Raw genomic sequence first — 15,475 nt, forward strand, 5'->3', positions numbered from 1 at the left:
TCGTTAAGCTTTTTTGCTTGATGATTAATTGCAGTCTCAATAACCTGACTAGGCTGGTTGTAGTGTATTTGGTAACTGATTAGTCTGAAGCGTTTTTGCTGTTTTTTGTTTTTCTATGGAATAATCTATTGGTTATCGTTTATTGCCCGATATAGTATTTTTTAAAATTGATAAAGGATTAGTTATCTTTTATTAAATCAATTAGTTTCAAAAGATGATCATTAGCAAAGATAAAGATAGTTTTACTGATTGCATACATAATTAAACTTGCAGCGACATGATTAATTAAAACGATAACTCAGACTTTATTTATCTAACTATTATCCAAATAATAGTTTGATTTCTTTATATCTGATAAGCATAGGATGCGTGGTTTTTTCTATAGATTTTTAAGTTAATTTTAATCTGGTTGTTATTTTATAAATGGTCTAATAATTTGATAATTGAATATTAAAATCCATTTTAATGCTATTAAAAGATATTTATCAAAATGTTTAAAATCCTTAGATGAAAGTTCCTAAATTATAGCCATTATTAGCGAATCGAATGATATTTAAAAATAGGCAACTATCTGGTGGTGAATTTGTAAAAATAAAAGAATGTAATAAAATTTTATAATTTGTTAAGAAAATTAACATTTGAAAGTCGGAGGGGGTATGGGGGAAAGTTATACACATATTAGAATAAATTATAATAATTCTAATCAGTCAGATACTCGACATACATTACCTACTTCAGCTCAGGCTCCAGCGGTTAATCCTTCTGCTAGTTCAACCGCATTACCGGCTAGCGAGCGCACAATGTCGATGTCGGCTTCGCATAGCACAACTATGTCGCCGACTTCACATACAACGATTAAGATGCCTGATGCAGGTGTAAATTTAAGCTATTACTTAACATATCCGGCACCGACATTATCGCATCCAACAACGACGACATCCACTGCGCATCCAACGACAACGACATCCACTGCGCATCCAACAACCACGTCGCCAATTTCACATGTAAAAATTAAGATACCAGGTTCAAATGTAGATTTAGACTATACGTTAATAATAGATAGAACTCCGACATCATCGCAGCCAGCAGTAACCCCACAGGAAGCATTATTTTTACCTCGTTCAGATGAGTCAAAACAAATTGTTGAGCTAATAAATGATTATGCAAGAGGGGGTTATAGTTATGGAGTCAATAATAAACCTTCTTATAATATTGCTAAAGCTGCAGAGCAAATATCGCGAGCAAATTCAACCTGGAATGGCAAAAATATTCTTGGTAAACATGCTGAAATAACTTACTCTTTTTATGACTGGGGTCAGGCGAATGAGCCTGGTTCAAATCAGATGGTAGGCCTTAGCGAACTGCAACAGCAGCAAATATTACTAGCATTACAATCTTGGGCCGATGTCGCTAATATTACTTTTACCTATAAATCAGAGCGAGATAGCCAAACAAATCTTGATTTTGGTAATTTTAACAAACCGAAAGGTCAAGCTTTCGCTTATTTACCTAATTCTGGAGTTCTTGCAGGACAATGCTGGTTTAATGTTCAGAATCATTCAGAAAATTTATATCCAGAGAATGGTAATTATGGACGGCATACTTTTACGCATGAGATTGGTCATTCCTTAGGTTTATATCATCCTGGTGAATATAATGCACAAGAAGGCGTCAGAATAACTTATCTGTTTGATGCGAGTTATAGGGAAGATTCTCGGCAATTTAGTGTAATGAGTTATTGGCCTGAAGGTGTCACCGGGGCTTATTTTCATGGGCTTTATGCAGCGGCTCCCATGATGGATGATATAAGTGCTATTCAACGGTTGTATGGGCCGAATATGAATACTCGGACTGGGGATACAATCTATTGTTTCAATTCTAATGCTGACAGAGATTACTATTCAACCAATGATGCCCGTATAGGTCTTGTTTGCTGTATATGGGATGCTGGAGGAAATGATACTTTAGATTTTTCAGGATATTATCAAAACCAACGAATAAATTTGAAGAGTGGAACATTTTCCGATGTTGGTGGCTTAAAAGCAAATTTTTCAATTGCTGCTGGAGTGGTGATTGAAAATGTTATCGGCGGTAAAGGCAATGATGTTATTGTTGGTAATGATGCAGATAATCATATTAAAGGCGGAGCTGGCTCTGATAATATTTATGGCGGACTTGGTGCTGATCGACTTTGGGGTGATGGCGTAAATCCGCAATCGATTCGGTTTACTCGGGCCATTGAAAGTATTGGAGTAAAGAAGCTTAATTTTTGCTCTTTAAGTTCACAAGAGCTGCAATCTATTGAGCGTGAGATAACTTTATTTGATCCAGTTAGTGCCGTTGGAATAATAGAGTCAGAAGCTGACCAATCTACCACTCAACAGCAGGCCGCACAACCGATTACGCAGCAAAGAGTTGATCGGCAAACCGTAGTTAACAATTATGAAATTATCGAAAAAGATTATTTTGTTTATCATTCTGCTAAAGAATCTACACCCTCAGCCTATGATTTGATTATAGGTTTTCAGGGTGGAATTGATAAAATAGATCTTGCCTCTATGAAAATTAGCAATAAGGCACAAAATAGAGATAGCACGTATGTTGTTGATCACTTTAGCAATACGGTTGGAAAAATCGAGGTAATGAATTATTCGGATAATATCCATCGTATTTTTATCAAAGGGGATAACTATTCAGAAGGGGATTTTATGCTAGACATTTTAGGTTCCTTTATACCAAAAACCGATATTGTTATATGGTAGTTATATTGGCGTCCTTAAATTAATAACGTTAGTATTATTAACAAGAACAAATGATTAGCTTGGCTTTTATTTTTGTAAATTGGTGATATTGCATGAAAATATTTTGCTGATGATATTAACTCATTTCTGGTTAAGCCTGATTAATTTAGTAAGATTGAATCAGTTTTATTTGCTTAGCTGTTACCAATATAAACAATAGTAAAATAAATACTCTAATAACTATTTGTTTTAAAAAGTATAAAAATGAATTTTTATTTTTCTGTTAATTCAATATTTATCTAATAGCTTATCATGACTAGTGAAAATATCATGTTATTTATGTCGCAGCTATTACCGCCAATTTGGGCTCTGGGTAAAGACATTGCGAATATACTATTTTGGTAAACCGTTTTTGGTGTAATAAATCTGGCAACTATTTTAATCAACATGTCAAAACATTAATTTCAAATTATTATAAATTTTATATGATCAATCTTGCCAGATTAAAAAAAGAGGCCAGAAATACTGGCCTTATCAGGTTAGAAGGAAGTGTAAAACAATATTATTCTTATTTCGATGGTTCTAACTACAATTAACTTTTTAACAATATTTTCTTTTAATTCATTAAACTAATTGAATTTTATTGTTTTTGTGGTTGAGAATTTTGTTGCATGGTTGCCGCTTTTTCTTTAGCGCTTTCACTTAAAGTGTTTGCCTTATTGGTTAGATCCTCTTTAGCCGCTGCTGCTTTATCAGATAATGTCTGGACTTCAGAATTAAACCCTTCTTTAACTTGGATTGCTTTTTCTTTGGCTTGATTTGTGGTTTCAGTGGCTTTATCTGAAATATTTTGTTGCAACTCTGATGTTTTTTGTTTGGTTGTTTCTTTTAATTGATCTGCTTTTGTTGATAGTTTATCAGCTTCTTCAGCAGCTTTATTTTTTATATCGGTTGCAGCTTCTTTCGCATCATCAACCACTTGTTTAGCTTTTTCTGCCCCAGCCTGTTTTATTTGTTCAGCGCTTTCCTTGGTCTGTTGGATGGCATCGTCTACTTTAGGTGATTCATCACAAGCAGTAACAGCAGTTATTATACCCGCCAAGATTAGCATACTTAGAATTTTTTTGTTCATTGATAGCTTCCTTTCTCTATATTCATGGACGATCATAAATAAGTGTATAATCAATAAAAAAGACTTTAACATTACAGATACATCTATTAGATAAAGACATAAGACTGGATATAAGATTTTAACAACATAACAACTTGATATGTATAACTCTGTAGCTTATGTCCGTTATCCATTAAGCATAGATGAGAATTAGAGGAATGAAAAAAAATTACCATCAGTAATTGTACTAAAAATGAAAATGGCTAATCCTTCTTAAGTTGAATTAATTAAATACTTAAAATCAATCAAGCATATTATATCTTAAGTAAATAAGCCGCGCCTACAGGCGCGTCTTGTTGTGCTATTTGGCTGGAATATTATCTATTATTAAGATTTCAAACTAATTTTATCAGTAAAAAGATTATCAGATTTTTCTTTCGGTGTGCCTCGGCAACCGTCGCCATAGTGTTCACCTTCCCAGCGACCAACCAGTGCTGATCCCATGGCATTACTCATGACATTCGTTGCTGAACGTCCCATATCTAAGAAAGGATCAATACCCATTAATAAAATTAAGCCGGCTTCTGGAATATTAAATTGGCTTAGTGTCGCTGCAATAACGACCAACGATGCCCGTGGTATACCAGCCATACCTTTAGATGTCAGCATCAAAATCAACAACATAGTGATTTGTTCACCCATACTTAAATGGATATTACATGCTTGACCGATAAAGATAACTGCAAATGAACAATAAGCCATTGAACCAACAAGGTTGAATGAGTAACCAATTGGTAAAACAAAGCTAGCAATCTTATTAGAAATACCAAACTGTTCCAGTTTTTCTAAAGTACCCGGAAAAGCCGCTTCAGAACTTGAGGTGGTGAAAGCGAGTAAAGCCGGTTCCATGATGTTTTTGACTAAGCGTAAAATGCATGGGCCAACGATTAACACCGATACCCCAATTAAGATCACCCAGAGTAACGCTAGAGTAAAGTAAAATTCTCCCATAAAAATGCTAGTACTGATCAGTACACTCAATCCGCGTTCAGCAATCATGGCTGAGATAGCAGCAAAAACAGTAATAGGGGCAAAAAGCATAACATAGCTTGTCAGCTTCAACATTACGTAAACCAGTGAATCTAGAATTTTAATAATCGGTTCACCTTTTTTACCTATGGCAGATATGCTGCATCCCATAAAAATTGAGAAAATTACAATCTGTAAAATCTCATTACGCGACATCGCATCAATGATACTAGTAGGTATAGCATGGGCAATAAAATTGTGGAAAGAAAAGGTGGTTGGTTCGATATTTGTCACCGTTGAATTGGTCTCTGCCACGAAATTGATACCTACTCCTGGTGTAAGAATATTAACAATAACCAGGCCAATGGTAATTGAAATGAAAGAAGCAACCATGAACAGTAACAATGTTTTTGAGAAAACACGTCCTAAGGTTTTGGCGTCACCCATTTTGGCGATCCCGACGATCAAGGTTGAAATAATTAATGGTGCAATAATCATTTTAATCAAACGCAAAAAAATATCTGTAATGATCGAAATATTTTTGGCGTAGCTGGCGGTTATTTCTGGATTGGTGAATGAATTTAATGCAAATCCAACTATTATCCCGGCGATCAGGCCTACAATAATCCAAGTGGTTAAACTTTTCGATTTCATAATGATTCCGTTTTAGTCAGGCCGGTATTAGATCTCATATTATTTAACAAGCCCTGAATTAGTATTTCAGTGTTATTGCCTAAGTTATCCTTTCCTTTAATTGTGTTAAATAAATGTATTTAAAATGAGAAATAATATCGATTTGTTTTTATCGAAATTGATACAATATCCTGGTATAGATACATGTTTAGTATCAAGTTAAATGAATGTTTATATTGATTATTTGTTATTTAATTAAGTGTTAAATTTCATGTCAAAAATGATTTACGTTATTTATTATTAGGCGCGTTAGTATTTTTATTTTGTCTGCAATACTACAGTGTAGAATGATAACCATAACAGTATTAAAGTGAACAAACCATATAATTTAATGAATAATTTTAAATTTTGTGACTTAACAAGCTGATATTATTAGTTTATTTAATTAATAAAATGTTCTAGTAATAGCGGCTATTCGACTTTTTTACCATTTTTAACTAATAATTTAGCTTTTTAGTTATTGATTAATTGATATCTTAAACAAAAGTACGTTACTAACGAATTGTTTGAAAACTGGCCAGTTTAAAACTGGTTATCAGATATGATTTGTATCTATAAATTTTATGATTAAGGGTGTAACTCTCCCCTAAGAATTAACCCGGGGAGAGGAATAAATGAAAGGACTATTTTTTTAGTTGATCATAGGTTTTTAGTGGTTGCTGTTTGTTATAAGGATCACCAATATAACGGGGAGAAGGTTGAAAATCTTTGTTAATGACACATTTACTGACATCCAATCCATCATAATCAAGCCCGGCTAAATCTGACCAAGTGTGGATCAAATGCATAATACTATAGGGCCTATTTACCATGGTATCTAAATGGCGTTGGTGAGTATTAATCCATTGGGTTGATTGCCAGATAATAAAAGGGATCTCATACATAGGGCGGGTTGGTGCTGCTTCATTACGACCTAAAATATGGTGTGGCGGTGTGTCAAAAACCTCTTCGCCATGATCAGAAAAATAGACCAAAAAACCGTTTTCGTTAGATGCAGCAAAATCTCTGATTAGTGTTGCCACTACCTTATCGTTGAAGTGTTGTGCACTATCATAGTCGTTATAATCGGCTTGATCACTTTTAGCCAAATTGGTGGGCATAGTATCTGTTTTATTATCAAATATTCCCTCATCTTTAGGGTAACGATAGGCATATTTCATATGGGTGCCAAGTAAATGGACAATGATGAATTTCTTTTCTGCTGGATCTTTTAATACTTCATTGAATGGTGCTAATACTGATGTGTCATATTGGCGTGAACTTTGCGCCATATCGTTGTTTAGATAATATTGTTTATCTGTCTGGCGCGAAAATGCGGTTAACATCGTATTACGCTGAGTTATGGTTTGCTGATTGGTGATCCAGAAAGTTTTATAACCTGCTTGCTTCATCATATTCATTAACGAAGGAGCTGTTTTATAAAGTTCTGGGTGTAATTGATCGGCAAAAGTTAATGCTTGTTGTAACACTTCGATAGTGTAAGGGCGTGAGGTAACTACATCGTTGAATACTTTGAAATTATTTGGGTATTGTGCTTTTAATGCGCTTAATTGTGGTGTTGTTTGGCGGCCATATCCATATAAACTCATACGGTTTCGACTTGTCGATTCACCAATGACTAACACTAATGTTCTTGGAGTAGCGCCATTATTATCAATCAAATTTTTTAAAGGGGGTATTTTAGCATTGTGGGTTAAAATAGCTTCCATATTAGTAAGCTGATTTTGATAAAGAAAATAACCGCTAATAAATTGCCAAGGAGCAGCATAAGCCATCCTGGCATTTAAATATGGCATTAGATCATCAAGATCACCGTTTGATTTGATGACTTTTTTGTAAAAAGGGGCACCAAAAAAAATACCGATAATAATTGTTGTCAATATAACTTTGGCCGAAACGGAAATATGAATAGGTTTTATGCGTGTCCATAAAAAAATAGCGATAAGTGTATAAACCAATAGGCTTGCGATAACTTTAATACTTAAATATTGGGTTAAGAATTCACTTGCTTCATGTGTGTTTGTTTCAAACATGATAAACATGACACTTTGTGAAAACTGTTGGCCATAAACAATATAATAGGCCAAGGCGATGGCAGAAGATAGCCAGAGAAAAATGCCTATAATGGCGGCAACCAATTTGATATGGCGAGAAAAAAACAGTGCAGGAATGAGCCAAAGAGTGCTGTATAAAAGGGAATCTCTTAGACCAATGGTATTACTTTGACCGGTTGTTACAACAATGATTTGAATAACTGTAGAAAAATAGAGAAAAAAGACAAGCAACCAGATAAAGGCTACTAAGTTATTTTTTTTATTTGGTGAAGAATTAAACATATAATTTATGCTCATCAATTTTGGTTTTTTTAACATAAGGTGTTATGTATTATTTTCATTATCAGCTATTTTGGCCGCTGATAATTTTTTGAACATTAAACGAAATAGAAATAATTGCAACAAAAATATTGTTACCTTTAAGCAATTGTTGGAAATATGTTGCCAGTTTTTTGGTTGGAAAGAAGTATTATTAAATTATATTTTAATTTGACTAACACCATAGTCAATTATTTTTGTTTTTTATAATAAATATAAAAAATACGGTAATAATAACAACAGTAAGTTTTTTTGTGACAAAATAAATAAAATCTAGTTTTGCTTTTTGCATCTTTTATCTGTTTTACTGAAAGTATTAACTAAAAGATAGCAAGCCCGATAGTCCGCAAATTAACCTTCACTGGCTCAACGCAAGTGGGGAAATTATTAATGGCGCAGTGTGCTAATACAGTCAAAAAGATCTCATTAGAGTTAGGCGGCAATGCACCTTTTATTGTTTTCGATGATGCTGATTTAGAAGCTGCTGTTCAAGGTGTATTAGCAGCAAAATTTCGCAATAGTGGACAGACTTGCGTTTGTGCTAATCGTATCTTGGTTCAAGCAACTATATATGACGAATTCGCAAAACGACTTAGTGCAGCTGTAAAAACTCTGCGCGTCGGGCCAGCAAGTCAAAAAGATGCTCAACTAGGACCGTTAATTAATCAGCAAGCCATATTGGGTTAATTTGGGGAATTAAATATATTGATAGCTTAAATTTAATATTTATAATTAGTGTTTAGAAAAATTTCTATTTAACTAGAGGGATTGTAATAAAAAATTAAACCGGCGAAATAGAATATTATTGAATAATAATTATTTGTGTAAAATAGATTTATTAATAAAAAACATTTTATTGTGAAATTTATAATAAAAAAATTTATTAAAGATTAATAATAATGTAAGTGAAAACAATAAAGTTACCGCCATTGGTAAGGAATTGAAGGCGCGAGCGTTAAACAAAGGTGCGGCCCGCTGCCGTTCCCTGGCATTAATTGTATCTATTGATATCTTTTATTCTTATGTAGACAGCAATTGCCGCATATCCTGCTCCACATTAGTGATTTTTCTTAAACCAAATTTTTTCTCGAAGATAGTGAGCAAATCTGGCGTCAAGAAAGCGGGTGTCGTTGGGCCAATTATGATATTAGTTATGCCAAGTGATAGCAAGGTGAGTAAAATAGCAATCGCTTTTTGCTCAAACCAGGAAAAAACCAGTGATAGCGGTAGATCATTCACGTTACACGATAATTTTTTCGCCAGCTTGATGGCAAGAATAATTGCACCATAAGCGTCATTACATTGACCAACATCGATTAAGCGTGGTAAGCCTGCTATTTCACCAAAATCCAATTTATTAAAACGATATTTACCACAAGCTAAAGTTAGAATTATGCAATCATTTGGCACATGAGTGGCAAAATTGGTGAAATAGCTACGCTTAGGGCGCGCTCCATCACAACCACCTACTAGAAAGATATGGCGTAATTTTTTACTGTTGATTAACTCAATTAGTGTATCTGTTGCATCCAGCAGAGTGCGGCGACCAAAACCAACTGTAACTTGATGTTCAATTTCACTATATGGGAATCCTGTCATCTGCTGTGCCATAGCAATCACGGGGCTAAAATCGTTACCTTCCAAATGGTTTATCTCTGGCCATCCAACAATACTGCGGCTCCAGATACGATCGGAATAGTTGCCAACAAATGGATCGATAATACAATTTGATGTCATAATAATGGGGCCGGGGAACTGGGCAAACTCGATTTGTTGATCCTGCCAGCCACCTCCATAGTTACCGGCCAGATGTTTGAACTTATGTATTGCTGGGTAGCCGTGTGCTGGTAACATTTCACCATGGGTGAAAATATTAATACCTGTACCTGCAGTCTGTTGCAATAAATTGTGTAGATCTTTCAGATCATGGCCAGAAACTAGAATACATTTACCTGCAATATACAACGCTATGTTACAAAAGGGTTCTTGCCCATTCCGGCAAAATGTCGCCAGCCGGAATGGGCAAGGTTCGTCTTTAACATAGAGTGCATTATGCGAACCTTAATGGCATTTTACCGAAGCTTATCTACAAATAATAATTTTATTGATTTTTTGTAAAATTAAACAACAAACAAAAGCAAATAAAAAATCAATCATCGCTAAACGATTCGCTTGTCTTCGACCCTCAAACTGCTGAGTCGCTTTATTTATCGTAAAAAGATGGCTTGGCAGGAACGCTAACGCGGGGGTTCCTTGCTACCCGATAAGTCCCCCCTGGCTTCGGCGGTTTTCCATTCGGTTATCTTTGTGATTGCAATCTGCCGCCTTACATGTCCTGACGGACATTTTAAAGCATAAAAAAACCCGCCATAAAGTAGCGGGTTTCCCTGATATCTGGTGTGATGCGACTCAAAATCAGAAGTGGCGGTATTTACGATTAATTTTAGAAGTTATGACCTAATACCAAATCGATATTATCTCATCGAATAAAATACCCTAGGTGCGTTTAACGCACCTAGACTAATCCGCTTTTTTATGTCTTACAAATGCGTTGCTGGCAATCATACAAAGCAAATAACACTAAACGAACATGAAATACCGTTAATAATCCAGTTAATGACGCTGGCTCAAATTTCATTCTCGCTTCTGTTATCGTCTGTCTCACCACTTTATAAGCCACTGAACGCAGTACGGAGATTTCTTTTTGCGGAATGCCAAAAGCAAACAACAATGCCGTTTCAAACTGCACTGGCGTTAATTCAGGAAAAAGATTGCGTAACTCTGGATATTGAGTAGGATCGAACACAGTCATATAGACCGCCAACGTAGGTTTATGTGATAGCTGTATAGTCAGATCGGAAGTCTGACTATACAGCGCTAAAAAACAACTTAACGCTTAACAAACAACATGTAACAACTGACTCCAACCATACCCCATCAGGCTGCGCCTGCTAGGGTATGGCCTTCCGTCAGTTAAACAACATTCAGTACCCGTGCTCTAATCAGAATATACATCACCGTATTATCCTTCGTATCTGACCGAGCATCGAACAACCAACCTATCAACGGAATGGCAGAAATAAAAGGAACCGAAGAGGTGGAGTTGACCGCATTATGCTGGATTAATCCCCCAATCAACAACGTATCGCCATTTTTCAACTGAACCGTCGTATCAATTGAGCGTTGATTAAAAACAATATCCGTTGCATTAGAAATATTTGAAACACTGTCCGCTTTGGATTTCACCGTTAACATGACACTGTCACCATTCAACACTACCGGTGTTACATCAAGCGAAATCCCTACATCACGTCGCTCAATGGTCTGAAAAGGATTTTTAACATCAACACCCTGACCAATAATTTTACCCGTCACAATCGGCACATTCTGACCGGATGAAATCAATCCGCGTTTACCGGATAAAGTCAAAATACGCGGCACAGATAATAACTTACTGTGCTTATCACCCTGAACCGCCGTTAATGCCAAACCTAAAACATTGCCTGAAAAAATGCCAAATGACCCACCGCTACTGGACAAAATATCGCCCAGCGTAGCCGTATTTACGCCCCCTGCCACCGTTGACCCTGATTTTTTCCCTACGCCAAAAGAAAAATCAAAATTACTGCCGTCAGTGGTTTCAAACATGATACTCTCAATTAACACTTGCGTTCGTTGTATATCAATAGATGGCAAAAAAGATTGTATCTGCTTATGATTCTCTGGCGTTGTCGTCACAACCAAACTATTATTGCCCTCATCAATCGCCACCTGTCCGCCTGAATAAGGTGAGGATTTCAGAAAGATATCAATAACAGAAAAAATATCTTTAACCAGAACATGATGAAACGAATAGATTTGCGTTTTTTGCGTGAAAAAATGACCCCGTTGTGGCGTAGGATAATCTGGCAAATAATTCAGACTTGACCCTTCCGGAAATGGATTCTCTAACGCCTTATCCAAAGGTGAAATGCCATAATTGCCTTGATGACTTTTGGCAATAATCACCGGATTACCGGGACTGACCTCATAACCTCTAGACGCCATCACCGACACAAAGAAAGCGGGTAAATTTTCAGGTGAAATATCGGAATTATAAACGGTAATTTTTTCATTAAAATCATTAGGCACAATCACCCCTTTACCCGTTTTTCTGGAATACCAATCCACAAATTCAAATATTGGCACATTGGTCATGGCAATTTTTTCAGCAAACGTATTTAATGAAAATAGCAGGATAAAACTAACAAGACACCAGCGCATTTTTTCCCCTCCCGTATATTCTCATTTTACAGGCACTCATCACTTCAATATTGTAACCTTGTTGAATAAGTTCACCGGATTCAATCATTTCATTATCCATTAAAAATAAAATCCGCGTTTCATCACCTAATAATTTAAATGATTTTATTTTTAATTTATTTATTTCTAATTGGTTAACGACCTGTGTTTCTAATATTTCTTTTTGAGGATAATGAATAAAAAAATAACCTATAGAAATACCCAATAAACACCCTGAAATTAATAATCTTAATTTTGAAAAACGTTTTAAATAAATACGTGTTAATCGCATAATTTTACTTAACGTTAAGGGTTGTTGATAACGCCCATAAATAGAATAAGGCGATAAAAGACAATAAACGCCCTTATTATAAAAAGAAGAAAACTGTTGTTTAGTATCATAAGCATCATATAAATCCGTACCACGATATATCCAACGTTCAACAACAGGCGATTGAATATTATCGCCATATTTAACTATCCCTAAATGAATTTTTGGCGCGGATATTTTGGCACCAAAAATAATACTCAATAATGACCCAATCAATGGAATGGCAAAGCGGTCAAGCCGTCGGCAATAAACCACATGCTCGGCTAACGCTTCTCTGGCCTGTTTATCGACTAATGAAATATTTTGCACTAAAAAAATAATATCCCAGCCTAATTTACGGGCATGTAAAAACCAGTCTAAAACAGACTGACGGCTTTTATCATTCCAGCTGCGGGTATTTAACCAAGTGCCACATTCATCAAGCACTAATAACCCATTTAATTTTTCATCATACGTTTTATTACCACGACCAATGGCATTTAAATCAAATAACGTCGGTTTATCGGGTAAACGATAAATCATTATTTTCTTCGCCATTTTACCCACAGCGGGCATATTATGCGGTTTTAAATCGATATTTGTCGCCACCGGACAACCCTTTATTAATTTATCCTGAATCTTTGCCACGGAAATTAATGATTTTCCAGAGCCTAATGCCCCTGTGACAAAATAAACCGCCATTTATAAAATCCTGTGGGCATAATTTAAAAGCCTTTCTTTTAAATCAAATAAAAAAAACACAATTCGGGTTGACATAATCGCAATAATATAAGCATGAAAATTATCGGGTAAAATCGATGTCATTAAATGGGAAAAATCAGTCGGTAAATACGTCACTGCAATTTCAATAAAATAACCATACGCGGTTATCATTGTGGTCATAATAAGCGAAACTAAAGCCGTAACAATTAATCCCGTTCTCGTGATTAATTTAGTAAATAACACCGCGATATAACTTAATACCAAAGGAACAAAACCCGTTAAATAACGTAATACCGCTGCAAGTCCTAATAATACGGGCATTAATCACCTCCCTTGCGTAACAACGAAGTTAACGAAGTGAAAACATACCAAAACGTCAATGCTGCCATTGCCCACGAAAGCAATGATTTTATTGCGGTTAACTTATCGCACCCAATTCTGATTTCATAAACGTCGTCTGCAAAAAGAATAAAATCAGAACACCCCTGACCATTAGGAAAAATAGACACATGACTAAAAATTGAACGCCAAAAAGATCCCTCTTTAACCTCTAACGGACTGGCAATCTTAACCGCTGTATCAAATACCGATTCTCCTTGACCATATAAAGTCGTATCAGGATCAGCAAAATTACCTGCCCCTCTTAATAAATTATCAAACGACCCAGAAATACTTTTTAATGATTCATCGGTTTTTTTAGTCGCCTCTGAAGTATCCTTACCACTATCATATTCTTCAATTAACGATTTTTTTAACGCCGTTTCTACCGCAGAAGCAATATCATCCTCGTCATCTAAACCATTCCCACCCAAACCACCGCCGATACTACCGCTTCCTTCATTCCCGCCGGAACCGCCACCTGGACTACTGCCGCCCTCATGCCCACCAGAACCCTCACCCGGATTACCTCCATGACTGCCAAAGCCATTACCCGCACCTTCTTCAACAACTTTACCTGTCGGTTTCCAATCCGCTGCAACCGTATCACCAATTGGTACAATCGTGCCGGTTGCAATATACTGACAACCCTCAATATTGACATAATAATCACGACCGATTTTATAAGTATTAGAATAAGTCTTTGCTTCTATCGGTTTTGCTAAACAATCCTTTTCATCATTCTTACCCCAATAAACCGTAATACCCCATTTAACATACACAAGCTCTTTACTCGCAGAAGGCACTTTACAACTCTTATCTAACTCATATTTAGTTTGATACCCTTGATTTACAAAAGAATCTTTAACAATCTCATAAAAATCTAAAGCCGCATCTTTCGCTTCCGCACATGGCCTGACAGCACTTTCTTTTTCAGGATCCCAAATAACTTCTAACTCATGATAAGATGTTTCCCACTCAGCATGAGCAAAAAAGGAAATTGAAAATAATAAAAAAATATAAAGCCAGTTATTCATAAATAACCCCTAAAAGTGGGGGCATTACCCCCATCAGGTTATCAAACCGCTTTTGAAGAAAATTTCTTAAATAAACGAATTGCCAGCCCTGCGCCAACAACCGCAACCACAACAGGCCAAACTTTACCAATTAAGGTATTCGCTTGAGTAAGCAATGAATCCATCGCCTGACCCGCATAATCAGGCACTGTACCTGTAGCGCCATCCGCTAAGGCCATTCCTGAAAAAAGGAAAAGTGATACCGCTAAATATTTATTTAAAATAAATTCCTTTACGTTAGATAAAAATTTCATACTGAAACCTCCGCTAATTTTTTAAAGACCAAAATGGAGTAAGAGAACCCCCAACCAATAGCAAAAGCCGAGAATAAATAAACGATTTCCATTACCTCTGTCTTCCTGCTATAAATCCAAGACCGAAACATAAGACAATTCCAATCTCGAAAATCAGGTTATATACTTCCGGTAACCCTACTGTTGCCATAGCGATTACCTATTCTGCTAAATCAAGGAACATTTCAACGTTATACCCAAGTGTCATTTGCCCTGTTTTTTTATCAGGATATCTAAAGGAACGCTCATAACCTGAAATACGACAAACCAGTTCATTGATTTCTGAGTCAATCACACCCACACGTCGTTTAGAACGAATTTTGACTATAGGCGGTTTAGAATAAGGGTCAGGCGCAGGTAAAATAACAGTGGTATAAACGTGTCCATCATCAGAAGTACTGACACGGGTCACTTTTCCACTAATCACCGTTTGATATAAGGGCAATGCAGCCATAATGGTTCACCTTT

At 35.9% G+C, this 15,475-nt stretch carries 12 protein-coding genes and 2 pseudogenes; 2 read left to right on the forward strand and 12 right to left on the reverse strand.

The window, feature by feature from the left end:
* Window positions 1-656: 656 nt before the first annotated feature.
* Window positions 657-2,762: a M10 family metallopeptidase C-terminal domain-containing protein gene (locus AACL31_RS15885; protein ID WP_339053379.1), complete on the forward strand. Its 2,106-nt coding sequence runs from the start codon at window positions 657-659 to the stop codon at window positions 2,760-2,762.
* Between the two features lie 619 nt (window positions 2,763-3,381).
* Here the strand turns inward: AACL31_RS15885 and AACL31_RS15890 are convergent.
* The 3 genes from AACL31_RS15890 to cptA all read right to left on the reverse strand — a co-directional run bounded on the left by AACL31_RS15890 (window position 3,382) and on the right by cptA (window position 7,910).
* Window positions 3,382-3,873: a hypothetical protein gene (locus tag AACL31_RS15890; RefSeq protein ID WP_310513029.1), complete on the reverse strand. Its 492-nt coding sequence runs from the start codon at window positions 3,871-3,873 to the stop codon at window positions 3,382-3,384.
* A gap of 366 nt (window positions 3,874-4,239) precedes the next feature.
* Window positions 4,240-5,535: a dicarboxylate/amino acid:cation symporter gene (locus tag AACL31_RS15895; protein WP_310513028.1), complete on the reverse strand. Its 1,296-nt coding sequence runs from the start codon at window positions 5,533-5,535 to the stop codon at window positions 4,240-4,242.
* 662 nt (window positions 5,536-6,197) lie between these two features.
* A complete protein-coding gene (gene cptA, locus AACL31_RS15900) occupies window positions 6,198-7,910 on the reverse strand; it encodes a phosphoethanolamine transferase CptA (protein ID WP_339053380.1) in 1,713 nt (570 codons plus the stop codon).
* Between the two features lie 366 nt (window positions 7,911-8,276).
* On the opposite strand from cptA, the pseudogene AACL31_RS15905 reads away from it, so the two are divergent.
* Window positions 8,277-8,624 (forward strand): annotated as a pseudogene (locus tag AACL31_RS15905) (aldehyde dehydrogenase family protein); the annotation flags it as partial.
* A gap of 342 nt (window positions 8,625-8,966) precedes the next feature.
* On the opposite strand, the pseudogene hcp reads toward AACL31_RS15905, so the two are convergent.
* The 9 genes and pseudogenes from hcp to AACL31_RS15945 all read right to left on the reverse strand — a co-directional run.
* A pseudogene (hcp, locus tag AACL31_RS15910) lies at window positions 8,967-9,902 on the reverse strand (hydroxylamine reductase); the annotation flags it as partial.
* A 577-nt stretch (window positions 9,903-10,479) separates the two neighbouring features.
* Window positions 10,480-10,758 (reverse strand): transcriptional regulator, encoded by a 279-nt coding sequence (locus tag AACL31_RS15915; protein WP_339053381.1) that lies wholly within the window; start codon window positions 10,756-10,758, stop codon window positions 10,480-10,482.
* A 161-nt stretch (window positions 10,759-10,919) separates the two neighbouring features.
* Window positions 10,920-12,209 (reverse strand): secretin N-terminal domain-containing protein, encoded by a 1,290-nt coding sequence (locus AACL31_RS15920; RefSeq protein WP_339053382.1) that lies wholly within the window; start codon window positions 12,207-12,209, stop codon window positions 10,920-10,922.
* Window positions 12,190-13,239, reverse strand: coding sequence for a zonular occludens toxin domain-containing protein (locus AACL31_RS15925; protein WP_310513165.1), 1,050 nt, complete (start codon window positions 13,237-13,239; stop codon window positions 12,190-12,192). Before AACL31_RS15925 ends, AACL31_RS15920 begins: the two co-directional genes overlap by 20 nt.
* Complete coding sequence (locus AACL31_RS15930) at window positions 13,240-13,581, reverse strand: Head virion protein G6P (protein WP_310513164.1); 342 nt, start codon at window positions 13,579-13,581, stop codon at window positions 13,240-13,242.
* Window positions 13,581-14,675 carry an attachment protein gene (locus tag AACL31_RS15935; RefSeq protein ID WP_339053383.1) on the reverse strand — a complete coding sequence of 365 codons (1,095 nt, stop codon included), beginning with the start codon at window positions 14,673-14,675 and terminating at the stop codon, window positions 13,581-13,583. The genes AACL31_RS15930 and AACL31_RS15935 overlap by 1 nt, the downstream gene beginning before the upstream one ends.
* 41 nt (window positions 14,676-14,716) lie before the next feature.
* Complete coding sequence (locus AACL31_RS15940; protein ID WP_310513228.1) at window positions 14,717-14,968, reverse strand: major coat protein; 252 nt, start codon at window positions 14,966-14,968, stop codon at window positions 14,717-14,719.
* Between the two features lie 91 nt (window positions 14,969-15,059).
* Window positions 15,060-15,158 (reverse strand): tail virion protein G7P-2, encoded by a 99-nt coding sequence (locus AACL31_RS21125; RefSeq protein ID WP_422389259.1) that lies wholly within the window; start codon window positions 15,156-15,158, stop codon window positions 15,060-15,062.
* A 9-nt stretch (window positions 15,159-15,167) separates the two neighbouring features.
* Window positions 15,168-15,461, reverse strand: a complete 294-nt coding sequence (locus tag AACL31_RS15945; protein WP_310513614.1) for a DNA-binding protein G5P — start codon at window positions 15,459-15,461, stop codon at window positions 15,168-15,170.
* Between the last annotated feature and the right edge of the window lie 14 nt (window positions 15,462-15,475).

Origin of the sequence: Arsenophonus endosymbiont of Crataerina pallida (genome assembly GCF_964020125.1) — a bacterium.
GTDB lineage: Bacteria > Pseudomonadota > Gammaproteobacteria > Enterobacterales > Enterobacteriaceae > Arsenophonus > Arsenophonus nilaparvatae.

Bases quoted from the DNA above. Each gene is read 5' to 3' on its own strand.
- AACL31_RS15925 (WP_310513165.1), bottom strand. From the start codon at position 13,239: ATGGCGGTTTATTTTGTCACAGGGGCATTAGGCTCTGGAAAATCATTA.
- AACL31_RS15945 (WP_310513614.1), bottom strand. From the start codon at position 15,461: ATGGCTGCATTGCCCTTATATCAAACGGTGATTAGTGGAAAAGTGACC.
- AACL31_RS15915 (WP_339053381.1), bottom strand. From the start codon at position 10,758: ATGACTGTGTTCGATCCTACTCAATATCCAGAGTTACGCAATCTTTTT.
- AACL31_RS15930 (WP_310513164.1), bottom strand. From the start codon at position 13,581: ATGCCCGTATTATTAGGACTTGCAGCGGTATTACGTTATTTAACGGGT.
- cptA (WP_339053380.1), bottom strand. From the start codon at position 7,910: ATGTTTAATTCTTCACCAAATAAAAAAAATAACTTAGTAGCCTTTATC.
- AACL31_RS15940 (WP_310513228.1), bottom strand. From the start codon at position 14,968: ATGAAATTTTTATCTAACGTAAAGGAATTTATTTTAAATAAATATTTA.
- AACL31_RS15885 (WP_339053379.1), top strand. From the start codon at position 657: ATGGGGGAAAGTTATACACATATTAGAATAAATTATAATAATTCTAAT.
- AACL31_RS15890 (WP_310513029.1), bottom strand. From the start codon at position 3,873: ATGAACAAAAAAATTCTAAGTATGCTAATCTTGGCGGGTATAATAACT.
- AACL31_RS15935 (WP_339053383.1), bottom strand. From the start codon at position 14,675: ATGAATAACTGGCTTTATATTTTTTTATTATTTTCAATTTCCTTTTTT.
- AACL31_RS15920 (WP_339053382.1), bottom strand. From the start codon at position 12,209: ATGCGCTGGTGTCTTGTTAGTTTTATCCTGCTATTTTCATTAAATACG.
- AACL31_RS15895 (WP_310513028.1), bottom strand. From the start codon at position 5,535: ATGAAATCGAAAAGTTTAACCACTTGGATTATTGTAGGCCTGATCGCC.
- AACL31_RS21125 (WP_422389259.1), bottom strand. From the start codon at position 15,158: ATGGCAACAGTAGGGTTACCGGAAGTATATAACCTGATTTTCGAGATT.